The following is a 16928-nucleotide window of genomic DNA, read 5'->3' as shown; positions in this document are numbered from 1 at the left end:
CTGATTGCTAAACGGATTCCAGTCACAGAAGATCTTATTACCACGCACTACTTCTCTTAAATCGCACAACGGCAACGACCCCAAGCAAGGGATTTGATGGGTTCGCGGTTCCTGTATCCGACTCCCGTTATATACATCCCACTCACGTCTTGCGGTTCACGCGAATGAAGTGAGCGTATGGGTTGGGGCGGATTTGAACCGCCGACTTCCTCCGTGTGAAGGAGGTATCATAACCGACCTAGATCACCAACCCGCGCACTACTGGCTACCGGAGTCGCCGACTTAACAGTTGCTTTCCCGCCCGACTACTCCGCCGCTCGGGACTCCCGATACTGCTGGATCTTCCCCCGTGCCTCGCCGATCGCTTCTTTGGCTTCACCCTCTGCTTTCTCCTGAACACCTTTCAGATCGGCCTTGATCTCGTCTAGCCGCGAAGGTTCGGGCTCTTCCTCGCCACCGGTCACGCTCTGGAAGCGGTCCCTGATCGGCTCCAGCTCCTCGCTGACGCCGCGCTTTGCCGTCTCGCCCGCTCGCTTCAGGTAGTACCGCGTATCTTCGAAGTGCTTGTTCATATCTGACCTAACGTCGAGAACACATATATCGTTTCTGGCGGGAGCGACGCAAGAACCAAGCCACGGCGCGCGGTAGGTGCGTGCATGTTCGAGCGGGTTTCGCTTCCGACGCCGTTTCAGGTCGGCCCAGTCAACGCCTACCTGGCCGGGCGCACGCTCGTCGACCCGGGCCCCGACAGCGAGGAAGCCTGGGCCGACCTGCTGGACGCCCTCGACGCCCGCGACCTTGGACCGGGTGACATCGAGCAGGTGCTGATAACGCATCCCCACCCCGACCACTTCGGCGCAGCACATCGATTCCGTGAGAACGGTGCGCGCGTGGTCGCGAGCCGTCGGGCGACGCCGATCATCGAGGACTTCCCAGGGCGGCTCGAATACGAGCAGTCGTTCTTCCGGGACTTCTTCGAACGATGCGGGATGGATCAGACGACCGCGAAGACGGTGACGAACCTTCCGGAAGCGTATGTCGAGTATGCGCCCAGCGTCGGCGTCGACGAGCAGGTCGACGCGGGTGATACCCTCGTCGTCGCTGATACGACGGTCACCGTCGACACCGTCGACGGTCACGCCGAAGGTGAGGTCATCTTCGCATACGAGCACGGTGGTGAACGTACCGCCGTCGTGGGCGACAACGTTCTGGACGAGATTACACCGAACCCGCTCTTGCTCCCGCCCAGAGAGCCCGGGGGCCCCCGACCCCACGTTTTGCCGGCGTACAATCGATCGCTCGATCGCCTCCGCGGCGAGGGCTACGACCGATTCCTGCCGGGCCACCGCGGGCGTGTCGAGGACCCTGGCGCTCGAATCGAGGCCATCCGTGACTCACACGAACAGCGTACCGAACGCGTCGCCGAACTGCTCGAGCAACCGATGACGCCCGTCGACGTCATGCACGAACTGTTCGGTGACCTCCCCGCGACGGAGGCCTTCCCAGGGATGAGCGAGGCCGTCGGCCACCTCGATGTCCTGCGAGCTCGCGATCGCGTCCGCACCCGTGAGAGGGGTGGGCTCGTCGTCTACGAACGCCGTTAGTACGTCGGGTTCTCTTCGCGGTTCCCTTCGCGTTTGTTGACGACACGCGCCAGCGTGAACAGTAGATCCGAGAGGCGATTGAGATAGATAATCGCCTCCTCGTTTACCTCCGGCTGTGAGCTGGCGAGATCGACGGCGCGCCGTTCGCCACGTCGACAGACCGCTCGGGCGTGATGCAGTTTTGCCCCCGGCTCCGAGCCACTCGGGAGGATGAACTGGCTGAGCGGCTCGAGTTCCTCGGTGAACTCGTCGATCCACGCTTCGGCCTGCTGGACGTGCTCGTCGGTCACCACCGGATCGTCGTCGTCCGGCTCCGGTGTCGCGAAGTCCGCCTGGACGACGTGAAGGTGGTTCTGGACCGCCCGGAGGCAGTCGTCGATGTCGTCGTAGTCGGTCGGTCTGACGACGCCGACGAGTGCGTTGACCTCGTCGACGGTTCCATAGGCCTCGATCCGGGGACTCGCTTTCGACACCTGGGACATGTCTCGCAAGTCGGTCAGTCCGTCGTCGCCACGGCCGGTGTAGATCTTCATACGTTGCCCTTCGGATCGAGGCGTATAAAAGACTGCTACGCGAGATATAGCTTCAAGTGTCCGGGAGTGCAGGGATACGATATGGGAATGACCCGCGAGCAGTACTGTCCGAACTGTGAGAGCGAGCAGACGTTCACGCGGGCGGCGACGACACACCTCAACGTCGGCCAGAAAATCAAGTGGCGCTGTGACGCGTGTGGGCGTCAGACCGTCCAGATCGGAACCGAGATCGATACTGCGACCATCTGATCTATGCCTGCGGCTTGGCTTCGTGATGCTCTTCGTCGTGATCCTCCTCGGCGAGTGACTTCGGGACGACCCAGCGCGTGATGGCGGTCAGCGCAAGGAGGACCAGCACTGTCGATACTGTGATGATGATTGCAACGTCCATATCTAATTGTCCGTCCATCAAGCACTAAATAGGTGCTGTTGCGCGCCGACGATCGTCGGGCCCTTTCGCCTCATCGGCCCGAGAGGCGATCGCGGAAGGCTCCTAACTCCGGAAATCGAAGCGTCTCGCCACTATCTTCGTCTCGGATAATCGGTCGGAGCACGTCGGTGTCTACCACCAACGGTGACTGGAACTCCCGGGCATGGAGGTGGTTGATGACGACCCCTGCCGTGAACCGATTGAACGCCGGGAGAACGATCACTGCTGCGTCGTTCGGACCGCCCGGGCCTCGAAGCATACAGGGGTGGCGCTGCGCCTCGATTTCGATCACGGGATGGTCGTGACCGAGGACGTACCGGTCGGCATCGACGCCTGGATCCTCGTGCCCGTGAACGACGACCGTCTCCGCGTCGAGTCGGTAGTGGTCGGCCACCGGCCCGTCCCATACCTGATCGAGCAGCGCGTCGTGATTCCCACCGAGAACGACCAGTTCCGCGCCACTGGCGGTGACACGCCGTCGAATCTCTCCGACTCGTCGTTCGACTCCTCGCGGAATCGTCTCGAACGCGTGGAGTACGTCGCCAGCGAGCACGACCGTCTCCGGATCGTGTGCGGTACAGAGCGCTTCGAGACGATCACGGACGTCTCGGCCGTCGCCGACGGGAACCTCGACGGCCGACGTTTCGGCGCGGCCGAGGTGGAGGTCCGCACAGACGAGTGTCTCCTCGAGCAACACGGCCCGACCTCGGAACCGCGGTGTCATCACCCCAACGTCCGAGCCCCAGGAGTAAAAACACAGTCGACGACGGCGTGGCTTTATTGCCCCGTGGACCTACCCTCCGTGCATGGTTGACGTTCTCGCGAACAAGCGTGCGGCGACGCGCTTTCGCATCCTCGTCGAGATCGCGGATCGCCAGCCGGCGGTCAGCCAGGGAGAGATCGCCGACGCGGTCGGTGTCACTAGCCAGGCCGTCAGCGAGTACATCCGCGAACTCGTCGAGGACGGCTACGTCGAAAAGGAGGGGCGGTCGCGCTACCGCGTCACGAAAGAAGGCGTCGACTGGCTGTTTCAGGCCGCCAGCGATGTCCGTCGTTACACCGACCACGTCACCGAGGACGTCTTGGGTGGCGTCCAGGAAGACGCGGCGATCGCCGACGAACCCATCGAGTCCGGCGCACGTGTCACACTCTCGATGAGCGACGGGCTCCTTCACGCTCGCCCTGGCGATCACGGTGGCGCGACCGGGCGAGCGACCGGCGCGGCCGACGCTGGCGATGTCGTCGGTGTCACGGGTTTCGAAGGTGTGATCGAGTTCGAACCCGGTCAGGTTCACGTTCGGTCGGTCCCACCGGTGCGCTCGGGAACGCTCTCTGACGTCTCGGCGATCGAGGATGCGCTCGCTGACGCGGACCTCGTCCTCGCAACCGGTGTCGAGGCCGTCGCGGTGCTCCGGGCAGCTGCCCACGAACCCGCGACGTACTTCGCCGCCGGCGAAGTCGCTGCCGAGGCCGCCGGCCGTGGACTGGACGTCTTGGTGGTCGCGACGACCGACGCGGTCGGCCGCGTGACTGACGCGCTCCGGGACGCCGACGTGTCCTACGAAGTCGAGTAGAAGATCAGGCGCTACGCTGGTCGAGTTCTTCGCGCACTTTGCGCCCGGCTGGAATGACGATCCAGAATGTGAGCGTCCCGAGGATCGCAAACCAGAACAGGCCGTCGCCGATCGCCAGTGCGATCTGTGCGTAGAGATCGGGATTTTCGGGCCACTCACCGAGCAGTTGTGTCCCCTCGAAACTCGGCGTCAGATACCAGCCGGCGACGATCATCCACCCGAGGCCGGCGGTCATCAGGATGCCTAGTCCTTTCACGAATTCGTCTGCCATTGTCGTCTCCTATGGATGGATCGCTTTTAGGTTTTCCTTTATTCGTCCCGCTCTGGCTTCGGGTCGCTGGCGGATCGGGAGTCCTCGTCGCTGCCGGGCTCTTCCTCCACAGAAGACTCTCCCTCGTCCCTATCGACCATCCCCTCGGTTTTGAACCGCGTCCCGAGGATGTACGACCCCGCGCCGAGGACGATCAGTCCGACGCCGAGCAGTCCAAAGAGCACGTTCAGAACGTCGACTGACAGTGTCACTCCGACCGCCTCGAACACCCAGCGAAGGGTGGTTCGAAACAGGTGGTCCGTGCGCGTCGCGGCGTCGAAACTGACGAACCCGAGTACGACCAGGACCGTCGCTACTAACGTCGAGAAAACAGTAATTCCCTTGTACATCCGCATCGGGACGACGATCGTCCCGTCTTCACGTCGCCCGGTCCGATCGGAGTCTGAGTCGGCCATCGAGGGTTACTTCGGCGGTCTGAGCCGATAGTATCGACGGTTGAGGTTGAACATGTACCCCTCGCGCATCGACTTCAACACGGCGTAGGTGATGAAGCCGAAGACGAACGGCAACAGGAACGTCAGGTCCTGGGTGAGTTTGGCGTCGATCGGCAGCAGGTTCTTGACCGACAGCGCGGCGATGGTCGCCGCGAAGACGACGCCTGCCACACCGACGGCTCCCCAGAACGGCTGTTCGACCGGCCGACGCGCGCTCCCCTTGTTCAGGAACGGCACGATCGCGATCGCACCGACGATCACGAGGTTCGCCACGACACCGTACGTCCGGTCGGCCATGATCTGCTCCCCGCCGAGCAGCGCCAGATCGGGGTTGAGGAAGCCGAGCTTGAGCAGACCAAAGGACCAGTACAGATACCAGTCCGGCAGGATGACTTCCGGCGTCTGGCTCGGGTTGGCTGGCGGCCCGATGTGCGGCGGTAGCGTCGCCGCCAGCATGATGATCAGACCGATGAAGAAGCTCGTAATCGCGAGATTCCGGATCATCTCGTGGGGCCAGGCCGGGAATCCGAGCACGTCACGCTCGACGTAACTCGATTGCTGGCGCAGGTCCTGATCTTCTCGCCGAGAGCGCTCGAAGTACTCGTAGGTCAGCCGCGGGAGTCCCTCTTTGCGTGCTTTGCGCTCGCTCCAGGTCGGTGTCTCGTCGTCCGGTGGGACGATGCCGGTCCCGCCGCCGTCGGTCCGTTCCTCCGCGTCCGTGGTGTCTGTTTCTTCAGTCATTGTCGATCAGTGCGGTTCCGCGATGCCCTGCATCCAGACGATTCCGATGTGGATGGCGATCAGTGCCGTCACGATGAACGGCAGGAAGAACACGTGCAGGATATACATCCGTTGCAACGTGGCCGGGTTGGGCGTGAATCCGCCGAACATCAACTGAGCGACCCACTCTCCGATGAGCGGGATCGAGAGGCTCATCTCGACGCCAATCTGGCCGGCCCAGAAGGCTAGCTGGTCCCACGGCAGCAGGTAGCCCGTGTACCCGAAGACCATCGTCAGACTGATCAGCACGATCCCGATTAGCCAGTTGAGCTCACGCGGCTCCTTGTACGCACCCGTGAAGTACACACGGAGCATGTGCAGGAACACGGCCGCAACCATGACCTGGGCCGCCCAGCGGTGGAGACTCCGGAGGAAGAAGCCGAAGTTCAGATCCACCATGATGAACTCGATCTGCTGGTATGCCATCGAGGACGTCTCACTTGCGCCCGCACCGGGCGTGTAGTAGAACCCGAGGAGGGCTCCGGAGATTGCCGCGACGATGTACGCGAGCGTCGAGAACGACCCCAGCGCGTACAGGGGGTACCAGTACCAGAACTTGTTGTCAAGGCCGTACTGTTCGGTGTGGCTCTTTGGCATCTGGAGGTTGACCTTGTAGTACAGATCCTCCAGCAGTTCGAGGTAGTCGACGATCCGAAGCCGCTTGTCGAGCCACATCAGCGTCATCAGATAGACACCCTCGATCCGCGAGAGATCGCGGGTCTCCATCCAGGCTTTGTGGTCGTGGTCGTCTTTGCGTTCGAGACTCATTGTATCACTCGTCCGGCCGCGGAAGGGCGGTGTAGGTCGTTTCGATCGGGTTGAACGGGTTGTAGATCGACTGGTGGCACTGACAGTAGACACGGTCCGAACCGCCGAACTTCGCACTGCCATCGTAGGCTTTGAACCCCGGGACACAGCAGAAGTGGGTACACTTGTTCAGCCAGGCCATCACGTCGTCGGAGGTGGCTTCTTCGAGGAAGCTTCGCACGGTCCCCGATAGCGAACTGTATCGGCCTTCGCCGTTGACCATCTTGCTGACTTCCGGGCTGCGAAGTACCTGCACCGGGATAGTTTCGACGTCGCCTTCCGAGCGCCAGTTGGCGACTGCGGGCTTGCCCAGCCCTGCACGGCCGATCCCGTTGCCCCACTCCTCGTAGTCGTCGAACATATCCAGCGTCAGGACGCTCCCGTCTTCGACCTCGTCCTGCCAGTCGTAGGTGCCACTGCTGGAGCGAAACGCGTTGTCCTGATCGGCGTCGGGAACGATCCCTTCGTAGGTCTGGACGCCACAGTACTGGTACCAGGTGGAACTGTACGTGATTCCACCCATGTCCATCTGTGCGACCTGGATTTCACGCCCCTGGCGTTCGACGGTCTCGACTTCGGGCCAGGTGCCGTGAATCTCGTTACCGTTTTTGATCTCGATCGGGACCATCGGCATCCCGCGCGGCGCGGGTCCGTCGGTGTTCTCGATCGCGATGAACGGTGTGATACCGCCACCGGCCCCGGCGGCCGATGTCGCCATCTCGACGGTCGCGGCTGTTCCCGTCGCGACGGTTCCGAGTGCGGCGCTGCCGACGACGCCTTTCACGAAGCGGCGACGGCCTGACTCGCTTGGGTATTTGTCTTCGTCTAGTGGCATTGTTATCGCTTGTAGTAGGGGTAGAGTGCGCGTTTGATGTTGTCCATCGCTCCGTCGGTCAGCGTCGTTCCGTCGACGTCTTCCTCACGGACGTAGAGATCCTCCCACTTGCGACGGCGTTTCTTGACGATCATCACGTCCGGGAGGAACTCCTTGCGGTACAGCATGAGAATGAACGCCAGATCCATGAAGATGATCGCGAGGACGCCGCCGAGGAACATGTTCCCCGTCGGGGAGAGCCCCCAGCCGCTGACGAGACCCCACGTGAACAGCCCGACGAAGACGACCTCGACGATCGTCAACAGAACGATCGCGAGCGCTGCGGCCGCGCTCTCACGCGGCGGTTCGTAGCGGTGGATCGCGCCGTAGGTGCTTCCTGATGAGGACATCAGTTACTGCCTCCTTTGGTGTGTGACGATTCGCCGTACTTCAGGAAGAAGAACGTGAAGACGTACGAGACGCCGATCATCAACAACGTCGCGAGGCCGACGAAATGGGCCTGGAACGGAACCCCCATGTGCTCGGGGTTCGGTTCGCCGCCACCGCCGCCACCGCCGACGGTCTGGGTGGAGACGTCGTCGCCGACGGCGATCGCACCTTTCATGCCCTGGCCCTCGTGTGGGCCACAGTAGTACGTGTAGATACCACCGGTCGTGGGCGTGACGCTATGCGTCTGGCCTGTTTCGATGACGTCGAACTCGCCGCCGGCCGTGCCAGCCAGCTCGGCTCCTTCTGGCTGGCTGTTGAACTTCACGTTGTGGCCCGAGGCGTCGAAACTCCAGGTGATCGTCGTCTCAGGGGAGACCCAGATGAACGTCGGGTCGAAGAAGTTGCTGTCGACCGAGATCGTCACTTCGTCTTGGTCTCGGAGGTCCTGATAGCCCTGGTTGTCGGCGTCGCTGACGTACGACGGCCACTGCGGACGGGTGGAGCCGCCACCGCCTCCGCCGCCGCTCTCGGCGGCGCTCGCGGAACCGCTAGCGGCGAGTGCGGCCGTCCCACCGGCAGCACCGCCTGCCGTTCGGAGAAAGTCCCGCCTGTTCATATACACGAAAACCTGAGGGCCAGGTTTGTATAAACCCACCGAATGTGCGCACGGGAACGGTACAGCGGTTCACGCCCCGTCTGGGTCCTCGCGGGGCGGCAGGACCGCCTCCTCGTCGTCGATCTGGTCGTCGACGATCTGTCCGTCCTCGTCGACCGGCAGGAAGTCCGGTCGCTCGCCCGACTCGACGTTCATCGCCCGCAAGCGCTCGCGGAACTCCTCGGCACGGAAGCGGTCGGAGAGTCGCGCGTTCGCGACGGTGAAGAACAAGCCGACGGCGATGACCAGGAAGAACACGCCGGCGACGATGGCGATGATCCCCCTGTTGAAGAAGACCCCTGCGCCGAGCAGTCCCAGCCCCGCCGCCACCTGGGCGAACGCGACGATCTGGAGCATCCAGTTGCCCAGTTCCGTCCCGCCCTCGGGAATCTCCTGGGGTTTGGGTAGAATCTCCCCTTCAGGAACGTCGGGCACGTCGTAGTCGTCCATCGAGCACAGCGCGATCGTGGGTTTGACGTCGCGCAGCACGGTCCCCTCGCCCTGGACGCTGCCATCGGGATAGACGACGGCGAACCCGGTGTCGGAGTAGGCCAGCAGATAGTCCTCGTGTCGTTCGATCCGGGCGAAGACGTCCCGGTCGAGTACACGCTGTTTGAGGTCGGCTTCCACGCGGTCGAGCAGTTCGGGACCCGTGATCCAGCTGTCTGGATCGAACGCCGCCTCCCACTCCTCGGCGCTCATCTCGTCCATCTCCCGCGGACCGAAGTTCTCGAAGTCGTACTTCTGTTCGACCTGCTCGCGGAGCTGTTCGGTTGAGAGGTCGTCCGCCTCGCTTGCGCTATCACGCTCGTCGGTCGGGACCCGCTCGTCCCCGTCGCCAGTCGAGGAACCGGAGCTACCCATTGTCCCGTCCTTCGGTTTCCGCCGCCTTACACGTGTCGTTCGACAGGAGCGACGGGAAAAACGTCTTCGGCGTCCATTTAATCCCCCAGTCCCAACGTCCGGCGATGTTCGGGCTCTCGGAGACGGCGATCTCGGCGCTGGTCGTGCTCGCGGTGACGATCAGTTTCCCCTGCTTTCTGTACGGGGCCTGGATCATGATCGACAACGACCCGATCACCTGGGACATCCTGGTCTGGCATCTCAAGTACATCCTCGTCGGCCTCGCGCTGACGACGATCCCGATGCTGTTCTGGATGCTCCCGCGACTCCTCCAGCAGTTCGGTGGATTCGGCGTCTTCCACGCCGTGATCGGGCTACACGCCTACGCGTTCCTCCTGTTCGGGTTCACCGGGATCGTCCGGATCTTCCGGGCGAAGTGGCGTCACGACCTCTATCACGACTACGACGAGGACGTCCTGCTGGACGAGATCGGCGGCGAGAGAATGGATCACTGGCGCGCGCGTCTGCGGATCGGCGTCGTCGGCTACGTCGTCCTCTGGATCGGTGCGTATCTCACCGGACTGGCCAAGTTCTTCATCAGGTACGATCCCCTTCGATTCCTCTGATCGATCGTGCGAACACAGGTCAGGACCACACCTCGCCGCTGGCGAGATCGGTGTCGTGATCGAGTTTCGAGGACGGACAGAGGTCTTCGAGTTCACAGTCGGTGCAGTCGGGGTTCCGCGCGGTACAGACCGCGCGTCCGTGACTGATGAGCAGGTGGGTGAACGCCTGCCATTCGTCTTCTGGGACGACAGGCATCAGGTCTTCCTCGATGGCCTCTGGACGCTCCTCCTCGGTGAGTCCAAGTCGGCGTGTGATCCGCTGGACGTGCGTGTCGACGACGATCCCTTCGACGACGTCGTGGCCGTGCTGGAGGACGACGTTGGCAGTCTTGCGGCCCACGCCCGGCAGATCCGTCAGCGCCGTCATCGTGTCCGGAACGTCGCCGCCGTGCTCTTCGAGGAGAATCTCACCGATCCCTTTCAGGTAGCCCGCCTTGTTGTTGTGGAACGTGATCCCGTAGATGTCCTCGGCCAGTTGCTCCTCGTCGGCTGCGGCGTAGTCCTCGGCCGACTCGTATTTCTCGAAGAGATCCTCGGTGACCTGATTGACGCGTTCGTCGGTACACTGTGCGGAGAGGACGACCGCGACCAGTAGTTCGAGCCGCGTCGCAAAATTCAGTGAGATCGTCGAGTCGGGATACTCTTTGTGGAGGCGATCGATGACTTCCTCGACCTGTGCCTCGCGCGAATCCAGTGGTGTGCCCATGCGTGGGGCTTGGACGGCGTTGGCTTGAGGCTGACTATCGGATCATCGTCAGGAACATCTTGAACTGTGAGACGGCGTCGACGGCGTGTGGCTCGTCGGCCGGCAAGACGATCGATTCGCCGGCTTGCACCTCGTACTCCTCGCTGTCGATCGTGATCTCGGCGGTCCCGTCGACGACCTGGAGGATAGCGTCGTGTGGTGCCGTGTGCTCGCTGAGTCGCTCGCCCTCGTCGAACGCGAAGACGGTGACGGTGACGCTCTCGTCGTCGACCAGTGTCTGGCTCACGATCGCTCCCGACTGGTAGTCGAGAAGCTCCCGGATCTCGAACGCACTACCCGTGAGTTCGAGGAGTGATTCTCGATCGGACATCGCTACCTGCACACCTCACAGCCGATCGACCAGATGGCGATCAGGGCCACGACGACGGGAACGTGCGCGACCGTGAGCAGTGGTAGCGTCCACGGCCCCAGGCCGAGCGCGCTTCCAAGCGCGCGGACGCCCTGGCCCAACAACGGCAACGAGACCAGTGCGACCGCAGTGATCGCGACCCGAATCGGGATCTTCTGTTCGTCTACCGCGCCTCTGATGTGACTGACGTGTTCTCGAATCATTTTAGGCCCTCCTAAACTCCACAGTCGAAGCAAGCAGGAGATTGTGAGTAAGCGTTGCCCCGAACATCTTCGTGTGGGGCCGGGAGTGACGGTCGCTGTTTCGTGAATACGGCTACAGTGACTGGATCGCGTCGACGAGGTCCTCGAGCGGTGGGGTCTCGCTCACGGCGGACGCCATCCAGGCGAACCGGATCGTACACCCCTGATCTGCGAGCACGAGCGCGCGTCGTGGCCCGACCCCGCTGTCGCGGTCGGCGATCCCGTAGAGATCAGTGACGTACGCCTCGGGATCGTACAGCAGGGGAAACGGCAGGTCTGGAGCCAGTCGGCCGAGCAGTTCCTGGTCGTCGCCGATTCCGAACACCGAGATCTGCGTCGCCATCGACGCCCAGTCGAGAGCTGTGAGGGCCTCCAGCAGCGAGGCTGCCTCCTGCTCGGCGCTCGGGACGAACGCGAGTACGACGGGGCCGGCGTTGGCGGCCGCCGAAAGCATGTACTCCGCGTCCGGATCGGTCGCCGCGGGCAGATAGAAATCCGGGGCCGGATCGCCAGTGTCGAGCATGGCCGGTCATAGCCCGCGGAGAGGAAAACCCCTGTCATTTTCTCACAGGGCTGGACAACGCTGAAGACACTCGCCCGCGACTCCTCTCGTATGCCCGGACCTGCCTTCCTCCGTGGCGAGGACGTGACGCTACACCCCCAGGGCGAGGACGACGTCGAGTTCCTGCTGGAACTCCTCAACCATCCCGACGTCTGGCCTTCGCTGGCGACCTACGAACCGACGACCGAGGCCGAAGAACGCGAGTGGATCGAAAGCGTCGGCGAGAACGACGGCGTCCACCTGCTGATCTGTGCCGACGGCGAGCCGGTCGGGACGATGGGGCTCAACCGAGTCAACGAGGTCTGGGGCCTCGCGGAGCTGGGCTACATGATCGACCCCGACGCCTGGGGCAACGGCTACGCGACCGACGCCGGCCGCCGCCTCGTCAGATACGCCTTCGAGGACCGCCGGCTGCACAAGATCAAGGCCAACGCTTTCGGGACGAATCCGGCCTCTCAGCGCGTTTTAGAGAAGATCGGCTTCGAGAGAGAGGGCGTCTTCGAGGACCACGCCTACGTCCGCGGGGAGTACGTCGATCTCCACCGCTACGGGCTGCTGGCCGAGGACTTCTGAAAACACCGGAAAGCAAGTCCTCTACAGCCCGAGTTCCCGCCCGATGACGAGTCGCTGAATCTCGCTGGTGCCCTCGCCGATCTCCATCAGCTTCGCGTCGCGATAGAACCGCTGTGGCGCGAAGTCGGTGGTGTAGCCGTAGCCGCCGAGCACCTGGATCGCGTCCTCGGCCACTTCGCGGGAGGCCTCGCTGGCATCGAGTTTCGCCAGCGACGACTGGAGCGTGACGTCCTCGCCCTGGTCGTAGCGCCAGGCGGCCTCGTGCGTGAGCAGGCGAGCGCGCTGTGTCTTGCGGTACATCCTCACCAGCATGTCCCGGACGGCGTCGAACTCGCTGATCGACTGGCCGAACTGCTCGCGCTCGGTCGCGTAGTTCCGGGCTGCCTCGAACGCTCCCTGGGCGAGTCCCACAGAGAGTGCCGCGATCGAGATCCGCCCGCCCTGGAGGGTCTCTTTGGTCTGCTCCCAGCCCTCGCCCTCCTCACCGAGGAGTCGATCTTCGGGAATCCGGCAGTCGTCGAACTGGATCTCGCACGTGGGCGAAGCGTTCAGCCCGAGTTTGTCCCACTCGGTCGTCACTTCGAAGCCGTCGTCGTTGCGCGGGTCGACGATGAACGTCGAGATGCCGTCGTAGCCGGCCTCCGGGTCGGTGACGGCCTTCACGAGGATCGAGCCCGCGACGGAGGCGTTGGTGATGAACTGCTTGGTCCCGTTCAGGACGTACTCGTCGCCGTCGTCCTCCGCGGCGACGCCGCTCCGGTTCGAGGCGCGTGGCGCCTCGCTCTTCTCGGCCGTCGTGTCCATGTCCGAGGCGTCCGAGCCGCTTCCCGGTTCCGTGAGCGCCCATCCGCCCAGGTACTCGCCCTCCGCGAGCGGACGGAGCCAGCGCTCTTTCTGTTCGGGCGTCCCGAAGGCGTCGATGGGCTTGCTCGCGAGACTGACGTGGGCGGCATACGAGAGACCGATACTGCCCGAGACACGGCCGAGTTCTTCGGTGACGAGCGCGTAGGTGAGCTGGTCCGCGCCGAGGCCGCCGTACTCCTCACTGACGGGCACGCCCAGGACGTCGAGATCGGCCAGCTGGTCGAAGATCTCGCCAGGGAATCGATGTTCGTCTTCGATCTCCTGGGCGATTGGCTCGATCTCGGCCTCGCAAAAGTCTCGCACCGTCTCGCGCATCATCCGGTGTTCGGCCCCGAGCGAGAAGTCCATGCCCCGAGGTAGTATCCTTGTGAACTTATAACATCGCCACGGAAACGGCGCGAGAGCGGCCGCCGAGCGAGTGCCTACAGCAGCGACTCGATCTCGTCGAGGTACTCGCCGTAGACGTCGGTCGCCGCCTGCACAGCGTCCGGCTCGGCCATATCGACCCCTGCATCGCGGAGGAGTTCGAGCGGATACGCGCGCGATCCACGCGAGAGGAACTCGACGTATCGCTCGGCCGCTTCGGGATCGTCGTCGTCCAGGATTTGCTCGACGAGCGCTACTGCCGCCGAGATTCCGGTGGCGTACTGATAGACGTAGAACGCCCGATAGAAGTGCGGAATGCGCATCCACTCGCGGGCGATCCGGTCGTCGAGCTCGGCGGGTTCGTAGTACTGACTTTTGAGGTCCGCGTAGATCTCGTCGAGGCGCTCTGCGGTCAGTGCCTCGCCGGCTTCGGAGAGTTCGTGGGTCTGCTGCTCGAACTCCGCGAACATGGTCTGGCGGAACAGCGTCGAGCGGAAGCGTTCGAGGTACTCGTTGAGGATGTGTCGCCGCAGCCGTGCGTCTTCGACGGTGTCGAGCAGGTGGTGCGTGAGCAGGGTCTCGTTCACCGTCGAGGCAACTTCCGCGACGAAGATCTCGTAGTCTGCGTAGACGTACGGCTGAGTGTCGCTGGTGTACTCGCTGTGTAGCGAGTGGCCCAGTTCGTGGGCCAGCGTGTACATCGACTCGACGTCGTCCTGGTAGTTCATCAGGATGTACGGCTGGGACTCGTAGGTCCCGCCCGAATACGCCCCCGACTGCTTGCCACGGGTCTCGTAGACGTCGACCCACCGCGATTCCAGCCCGTCGGCGAGTCGCTTCTGGTACTCCTCGCCCAGCGGCGCAACGGCGTCGATAACGTAGTCACATGCCTGTTCGTACTCGATTTCGGGGCTCTCGGTCTCGGTCAGCGGGACGTACAGGTCCCACATCTCGAGGTCCTCGCCGTCGATTACCTGGCGCTTGAGATCGGCGTGTCGGTGCAGCGCGTCGAGGTTGTCGTGGACGGTCTCGACCAGTGTATCGTAGACCTCGACAGGGACGTTCGGGCCGTTCAGAGCGGCCTCGCGGGCGGTGTCGTAGTCTCGCGCTCGGGCGGTCTTGACGTCGGTCTTGACGCTGTTTTTCTGGGCGGCCCCGACGGCGTTGCGAACCGTCTCCCACTCGTCGTAGAACTCCTCGTAGACTTCCCGGCGGAAGTCCCGATCCTGTCGTTTCTGGAGGGTCGTGAAGTTGTTGAGCGTGATCTCGACGGCCTCGCCGTCCGGGTCCTCGACGCTCGGGAAGGTCATGTCGGCGTTGGTGAGCATGTTGTAGACCTCCGAAGGTGCACCCATGACCTCGCCCAGGTCCGCGAGCAGTTCTTCGACTTCTGCCGAACGGGTGTGGTCTTTCATCCGGAGGACGTCGTCGAAGTAGTGCTCGTACGCTTCGAGGGCGGGCTCGTCGTCGATCATGTTCTCGATCTCCTCGCGGGTACAGTCCTGGATCTCGGGGTCGAGGAAACTCGCTGCGCTGCTCGCCTCCGAGTAGAGTGATTGTGCGCGGGCGAACAGTGCCTGGTAGTCGCTGTCGCGTGTGTCCTCGTCGCGGCGCATCCGAGCATAGCCGACGACGTTCTCGACCAGCCGCATCACTTCTTCGAACGTTTCCAGTGTCTCCAGCAGCGTCTCGGCGTCCTCGGTCGCTCGGCCGTCGAAAGCCGACAGCTCCGTGATGCGATCCTGTGCGTGTTCGAACGCGTCTTCCCAGTCCTCGTCGCTCGCGTAGAGTGACTCGAGATCCCACTTGTAGGACGTCTCGATGTCGCTCCGTTCGGGAACCGAACTCATAGCCCGGTCTTAGACCGGGGGGTTGGTAAGTTTTCGCTCGGTCGGAGGTGTCGAAGCCCCAGCGCGGCGTGGGTTTTTAGTCTCTCCGTCCGACGGGCCGTGCATGGACGAACGGGTGGCGTGCCTCCTCGGTCGGGCCTGGCAGTCAGAACGCCCGTGGCGCGTTCTGCGGACGCTCACGGAGCTAGAGGATCGAATGGGGGGGCATCCAGGCGAACAGCGCGCTGCGGATTTTCTGGAAGACGAACTCGAATCGCTCGGCGTCGAGGACGTCACCCAGGAGAGCTTCGCTATCCCCGAGTGGACCCGTGGCGAGACGTCACTCCTGGCGCACGTTCACAGCCGCGACCGTGAGCGGACGTTCGAGGCCCGCGCCTTGCCGTACTGTCCCGAGTCGACCGTGGAGGCGCCGCTGGTCGACGTCGGGTACGGAACGCCCGCCGAACTCGACGCGCGCGACGTCGAGGACGCCGTTGTCGTCGCCAGCACGGCCACCCCACCGAAAGCGGATCGGTTCTTCCACCGGATGGAGAAGATTGGCTATGCCGCAGCGCGCGGCGCGGTCGGGTTCGTCCTCGCGAACCACCAGCCCGGGCAACTCCCGCCGACGGGCTCGCTCCGCGTGGGCGATACGCTCCCGGCTGTGGGCGTCAGCTACGAGACTGGCGAGTGGCTGCGCGATTACGCCGCCGAGGGTGCGGCCGTCCGGATCAACGTCACCGCCAGCGTCGAACCGGGGACGAGTCAGAACGTCTGCGGTCGATTCGGTCCCGAGACCGACGACGCCGTGCTCTTGCTGGCACACTACGACGCCCACGACGTCGCCGAGGGAGCACTGGACAACGGTTGTGGTGTCGCCGTCCTGGTCGCTGCAGTCGAGGCGCTGATCGAGATGGACCTCGATCGCGAAGTCAGGATCGCGCTGGTCGGCTGTGAGGAACTCGGCCTCCAGGGCAGCGAGACCCTCGCTGCCAGCGTCGACGCCGCGGACCTCCACGCCGTGGTCAACCTCGACGGAGTCGGACGCGAGCGCACACTGAAGGCGTTGACTCACGGCAGCGACGACGTGCGTGACCTCGCTCGTGAGGTGGTCGAACAGGTCGACCATCCGCTCTCTGTCGACGCCCTCCCCCATCCCTACAGCGATCACTGGCCGTTCCTCCGACAAGGTGTGCCCGCACTGCAGTTACACAGCCGCCCGGACGACGCCGACGGCGGTCACTGGGAGCGTGGCTGGACCCACACCAGAGCCGATACGCGTGACAAGGCCGACGTGCGGACGATCAGAGAGCACGCGATGCTGACGACACTCCTCGGCCGTCGACTCGCCACGGCAGACGTCTCCCGAGTCGATCCCGCGATGCTGCAGGACGCTCTCGCCGACGCCGAGCCCAGCATGCGTGCCGCCGGGGTGTGGCCCGACGAGTGGGACGAGACGTGAGCGGACGCCCTCTCCGGAACACACCCTCGGCAAC

The 16928-nt window shown here is 63.6% G+C and carries 24 protein-coding genes and 1 tRNA gene; 6 read left to right on the top strand and 19 right to left on the bottom strand.

Annotated features, from left to right (window positions below):
* Nucleotides 1-178: 178 nt before the first annotated feature.
* Nucleotides 179-253: transfer RNA gene (locus DV733_RS00320), tRNA-Val, on the bottom strand.
* A gap of 52 nt (nucleotides 254-305) precedes the next feature.
* Nucleotides 306-572, bottom strand: a complete 267-nt coding sequence (locus tag DV733_RS00315) for a DUF7553 family protein (RefSeq protein ID WP_049993210.1) — start codon at nucleotides 570-572, stop codon at nucleotides 306-308.
* 84 nt (nucleotides 573-656) lie between these two features.
* On the opposite strand from DV733_RS00315, the gene DV733_RS00310 reads away from it, so the two are divergent.
* Complete coding sequence (locus tag DV733_RS00310) at nucleotides 657-1604, top strand: MBL fold metallo-hydrolase (protein WP_049993209.1); 948 nt, start codon at nucleotides 657-659, stop codon at nucleotides 1602-1604.
* On the opposite strand, the gene DV733_RS00305 is transcribed toward DV733_RS00310, so the two are convergent.
* Nucleotides 1601-2137, bottom strand: coding sequence for a cob(I)yrinic acid a,c-diamide adenosyltransferase (locus DV733_RS00305; RefSeq protein WP_049993208.1), 537 nt, complete (start codon nucleotides 2135-2137; stop codon nucleotides 1601-1603). The two genes, DV733_RS00310 and DV733_RS00305, sit on opposite strands and share 4 nt — an antisense overlap.
* Nucleotides 2138-2218: 81 nt before the next feature.
* Between DV733_RS00305 and DV733_RS16985 the strand changes: the two genes are divergently transcribed.
* On the top strand, nucleotides 2219-2386 hold the full coding sequence (locus DV733_RS16985) for a DUF7838 family putative zinc beta-ribbon protein (RefSeq protein WP_154019514.1): 168 nt from the start codon (nucleotides 2219-2221) through the stop codon (nucleotides 2384-2386).
* Between the two features lies 1 nt (nucleotide 2387).
* Here DV733_RS16985 and DV733_RS17205 read toward each other — a convergent pair whose 3' ends face one another.
* Together DV733_RS17205 and DV733_RS00300 are read right to left on the bottom strand one after the other, a co-directional pair.
* The gene (locus DV733_RS17205) at nucleotides 2388-2528 is read right to left on the bottom strand and encodes a hypothetical protein (protein ID WP_170178677.1); all 141 of its coding nucleotides are present in this window, start codon (nucleotides 2526-2528) and stop codon (nucleotides 2388-2390) included.
* A 70-nt stretch (nucleotides 2529-2598) separates the two neighbouring features.
* On the bottom strand, nucleotides 2599-3291 hold the full coding sequence (locus DV733_RS00300) for a metallophosphoesterase (protein WP_049993207.1): 693 nt from the start codon (nucleotides 3289-3291) through the stop codon (nucleotides 2599-2601).
* 82 nt (nucleotides 3292-3373) lie between these two features.
* Between DV733_RS00300 and DV733_RS00295 the strand changes: the two genes are divergently transcribed.
* On the top strand, nucleotides 3374-4141 hold the full coding sequence (locus tag DV733_RS00295) for a DUF7839 domain-containing protein (RefSeq protein WP_049993206.1): 768 nt from the start codon (nucleotides 3374-3376) through the stop codon (nucleotides 4139-4141).
* 4 nt (nucleotides 4142-4145) lie between these two features.
* Here the strand turns inward: DV733_RS00295 and DV733_RS00290 are convergent, their stop codons facing one another.
* The 8 genes from DV733_RS00290 to DV733_RS00255 form a co-directional block, all read right to left on the bottom strand.
* Nucleotides 4146-4412, bottom strand: a complete 267-nt coding sequence (locus DV733_RS00290; RefSeq protein WP_049993205.1) for a DUF7314 family protein — start codon at nucleotides 4410-4412, stop codon at nucleotides 4146-4148.
* Nucleotides 4413-4450: 38 nt separating this feature from the next.
* The gene (locus DV733_RS00285; RefSeq protein ID WP_049993204.1) at nucleotides 4451-4867 is read right to left on the bottom strand and encodes a DUF7315 family membrane protein; all 417 of its coding nucleotides are present in this window, start codon (nucleotides 4865-4867) and stop codon (nucleotides 4451-4453) included.
* Nucleotides 4868-4873: 6 nt separating this feature from the next.
* A complete protein-coding gene (locus DV733_RS00280; RefSeq protein WP_049993203.1) occupies nucleotides 4874-5647 on the bottom strand; it encodes a cytochrome b family protein in 774 nt (257 codons plus the stop codon).
* Nucleotides 5648-5653: 6 nt separating this feature from the next.
* Complete coding sequence (locus DV733_RS00275) at nucleotides 5654-6454, bottom strand: cytochrome b (RefSeq protein ID WP_049993202.1); 801 nt, start codon at nucleotides 6452-6454, stop codon at nucleotides 5654-5656.
* Between the two features lie 4 nt (nucleotides 6455-6458).
* A complete protein-coding gene (locus tag DV733_RS00270) occupies nucleotides 6459-7328 on the bottom strand; it encodes a cytochrome b (RefSeq protein WP_049993201.1) in 870 nt (289 codons plus the stop codon).
* 2 nt (nucleotides 7329-7330) lie between these two features.
* Nucleotides 7331-7717 (bottom strand): DUF7318 family protein, encoded by a 387-nt coding sequence (locus DV733_RS00265; protein ID WP_049993200.1) that lies wholly within the window; start codon nucleotides 7715-7717, stop codon nucleotides 7331-7333.
* The gene (locus tag DV733_RS00260; protein ID WP_049993199.1) at nucleotides 7717-8373 is read right to left on the bottom strand and encodes a plastocyanin/azurin family copper-binding protein; all 657 of its coding nucleotides are present in this window, start codon (nucleotides 8371-8373) and stop codon (nucleotides 7717-7719) included. Before DV733_RS00260 ends, DV733_RS00265 begins: the two co-directional genes overlap by 1 nt.
* 69 nt (nucleotides 8374-8442) lie before the next feature.
* Nucleotides 8443-9276, bottom strand: coding sequence for a DUF7319 domain-containing protein (locus DV733_RS00255; protein ID WP_049993198.1), 834 nt, complete (start codon nucleotides 9274-9276; stop codon nucleotides 8443-8445).
* A gap of 104 nt (nucleotides 9277-9380) precedes the next feature.
* Between DV733_RS00255 and DV733_RS00250 the strand changes: the two genes are divergently transcribed.
* Complete coding sequence (locus DV733_RS00250; protein WP_049993197.1) at nucleotides 9381-9881, top strand: DUF7321 family protein; 501 nt, start codon at nucleotides 9381-9383, stop codon at nucleotides 9879-9881.
* 19 nt (nucleotides 9882-9900) lie between these two features.
* On the opposite strand, the gene nth is transcribed toward DV733_RS00250, so the two are convergent.
* From nth to DV733_RS00230, 4 genes are all read right to left on the bottom strand, one after another.
* Nucleotides 9901-10587, bottom strand: coding sequence for an endonuclease III (gene nth, locus DV733_RS00245; RefSeq protein ID WP_049993196.1), 687 nt, complete (start codon nucleotides 10585-10587; stop codon nucleotides 9901-9903).
* A 34-nt stretch (nucleotides 10588-10621) separates the two neighbouring features.
* Entirely contained in the window at nucleotides 10622-10957 is a 336-nt protein-coding gene (locus DV733_RS00240; RefSeq protein WP_049993195.1) for a cupin domain-containing protein, read from the bottom strand.
* A gap of 2 nt (nucleotides 10958-10959) precedes the next feature.
* Nucleotides 10960-11199, bottom strand: a complete 240-nt coding sequence (locus DV733_RS00235; protein ID WP_049993194.1) for a hypothetical protein — start codon at nucleotides 11197-11199, stop codon at nucleotides 10960-10962.
* 112 nt (nucleotides 11200-11311) lie between these two features.
* Entirely contained in the window at nucleotides 11312-11761 is a 450-nt protein-coding gene (locus DV733_RS00230; protein WP_049993193.1) for a redoxin domain-containing protein, read from the bottom strand.
* A 90-nt stretch (nucleotides 11762-11851) separates the two neighbouring features.
* On the opposite strand from DV733_RS00230, the gene DV733_RS00225 reads away from it, so the two are divergent.
* Nucleotides 11852-12373, top strand: a complete 522-nt coding sequence (locus tag DV733_RS00225; RefSeq protein WP_049993192.1) for a GNAT family N-acetyltransferase — start codon at nucleotides 11852-11854, stop codon at nucleotides 12371-12373.
* A gap of 21 nt (nucleotides 12374-12394) precedes the next feature.
* On the opposite strand, the gene DV733_RS00220 is transcribed toward DV733_RS00225, so the two are convergent.
* Nucleotides 12395-13585 carry an acyl-CoA dehydrogenase family protein gene (locus DV733_RS00220; RefSeq protein WP_049993191.1) on the bottom strand — a complete coding sequence of 397 codons (1191 nt, stop codon included), beginning with the start codon at nucleotides 13583-13585 and terminating at the stop codon, nucleotides 12395-12397.
* Nucleotides 13586-13659: 74 nt separating this feature from the next.
* The gene (gene pepF / locus DV733_RS00215) at nucleotides 13660-15453 is read right to left on the bottom strand and encodes an oligoendopeptidase F (RefSeq protein WP_049993190.1); all 1794 of its coding nucleotides are present in this window, start codon (nucleotides 15451-15453) and stop codon (nucleotides 13660-13662) included.
* Between the two features lie 103 nt (nucleotides 15454-15556).
* On the opposite strand from pepF, the gene DV733_RS00210 reads away from it, so the two are divergent.
* Complete coding sequence (locus DV733_RS00210; protein ID WP_049993189.1) at nucleotides 15557-16894, top strand: M28 family metallopeptidase; 1338 nt, start codon at nucleotides 15557-15559, stop codon at nucleotides 16892-16894.
* Nucleotides 16895-16928: the final 34 nt, after the last annotated feature.

Origin of the sequence: Halapricum salinum (genome assembly GCF_004799665.1) — an archaeon.
Lineage (GTDB): Archaea > Halobacteriota > Halobacteria > Halobacteriales > Haloarculaceae > Halapricum > Halapricum salinum.
The sequence above is the reverse complement of the archived record's forward strand: the minus strand, read 5'-3'. Positions and strand labels throughout refer to the sequence as shown.

Excerpts from the sequence above, each read along its gene's own strand:
- DV733_RS00220 (WP_049993191.1), bottom strand. The coding sequence starts at position 13,585 with ATGGACTTCTCGCTCGGGGCCGAACACCGGATGATGCGCGAGACGGTG.
- DV733_RS00315 (WP_049993210.1), bottom strand. The coding sequence starts at position 572 with ATGAACAAGCACTTCGAAGATACGCGGTACTACCTGAAGCGAGCGGGC.
- DV733_RS00230 (WP_049993193.1), bottom strand. The coding sequence starts at position 11,761 with ATGCTCGACACTGGCGATCCGGCCCCGGATTTCTATCTGCCCGCGGCG.
- DV733_RS00210 (WP_049993189.1), top strand. The coding sequence starts at position 15,557 with ATGGACGAACGGGTGGCGTGCCTCCTCGGTCGGGCCTGGCAGTCAGAA.
- DV733_RS00310 (WP_049993209.1), top strand. The coding sequence starts at position 657 with ATGTTCGAGCGGGTTTCGCTTCCGACGCCGTTTCAGGTCGGCCCAGTC.
- DV733_RS00250 (WP_049993197.1), top strand. The coding sequence starts at position 9,381 with ATGTTCGGGCTCTCGGAGACGGCGATCTCGGCGCTGGTCGTGCTCGCG.
- DV733_RS00295 (WP_049993206.1), top strand. The coding sequence starts at position 3,374 with ATGGTTGACGTTCTCGCGAACAAGCGTGCGGCGACGCGCTTTCGCATC.
- DV733_RS17205 (WP_170178677.1), bottom strand. The coding sequence starts at position 2,528 with ATGGACGTTGCAATCATCATCACAGTATCGACAGTGCTGGTCCTCCTT.
- DV733_RS00290 (WP_049993205.1), bottom strand. The coding sequence starts at position 4,412 with ATGGCAGACGAATTCGTGAAAGGACTAGGCATCCTGATGACCGCCGGC.
- DV733_RS00255 (WP_049993198.1), bottom strand. The coding sequence starts at position 9,276 with ATGGGTAGCTCCGGTTCCTCGACTGGCGACGGGGACGAGCGGGTCCCG.
- DV733_RS00300 (WP_049993207.1), bottom strand. The coding sequence starts at position 3,291 with ATGACACCGCGGTTCCGAGGTCGGGCCGTGTTGCTCGAGGAGACACTC.
- DV733_RS00285 (WP_049993204.1), bottom strand. The coding sequence starts at position 4,867 with ATGGCCGACTCAGACTCCGATCGGACCGGGCGACGTGAAGACGGGACG.
- DV733_RS00260 (WP_049993199.1), bottom strand. The coding sequence starts at position 8,373 with ATGAACAGGCGGGACTTTCTCCGAACGGCAGGCGGTGCTGCCGGTGGG.
- DV733_RS00235 (WP_049993194.1), bottom strand. The coding sequence starts at position 11,199 with ATGATTCGAGAACACGTCAGTCACATCAGAGGCGCGGTAGACGAACAG.
- DV733_RS00225 (WP_049993192.1), top strand. The coding sequence starts at position 11,852 with ATGCCCGGACCTGCCTTCCTCCGTGGCGAGGACGTGACGCTACACCCC.
- DV733_RS00280 (WP_049993203.1), bottom strand. The coding sequence starts at position 5,647 with ATGACTGAAGAAACAGACACCACGGACGCGGAGGAACGGACCGACGGC.
- DV733_RS00265 (WP_049993200.1), bottom strand. The coding sequence starts at position 7,717 with ATGTCCTCATCAGGAAGCACCTACGGCGCGATCCACCGCTACGAACCG.
- DV733_RS00270 (WP_049993201.1), bottom strand. The coding sequence starts at position 7,328 with ATGCCACTAGACGAAGACAAATACCCAAGCGAGTCAGGCCGTCGCCGC.
- DV733_RS00275 (WP_049993202.1), bottom strand. The coding sequence starts at position 6,454 with ATGAGTCTCGAACGCAAAGACGACCACGACCACAAAGCCTGGATGGAG.
- nth (WP_049993196.1), bottom strand. The coding sequence starts at position 10,587 with ATGGGCACACCACTGGATTCGCGCGAGGCACAGGTCGAGGAAGTCATC.
- DV733_RS16985 (WP_154019514.1), top strand. The coding sequence starts at position 2,219 with ATGGGAATGACCCGCGAGCAGTACTGTCCGAACTGTGAGAGCGAGCAG.
- DV733_RS00240 (WP_049993195.1), bottom strand. The coding sequence starts at position 10,957 with ATGTCCGATCGAGAATCACTCCTCGAACTCACGGGTAGTGCGTTCGAG.
- DV733_RS00305 (WP_049993208.1), bottom strand. The coding sequence starts at position 2,137 with ATGAAGATCTACACCGGCCGTGGCGACGACGGACTGACCGACTTGCGA.
- pepF (WP_049993190.1), bottom strand. The coding sequence starts at position 15,453 with ATGAGTTCGGTTCCCGAACGGAGCGACATCGAGACGTCCTACAAGTGG.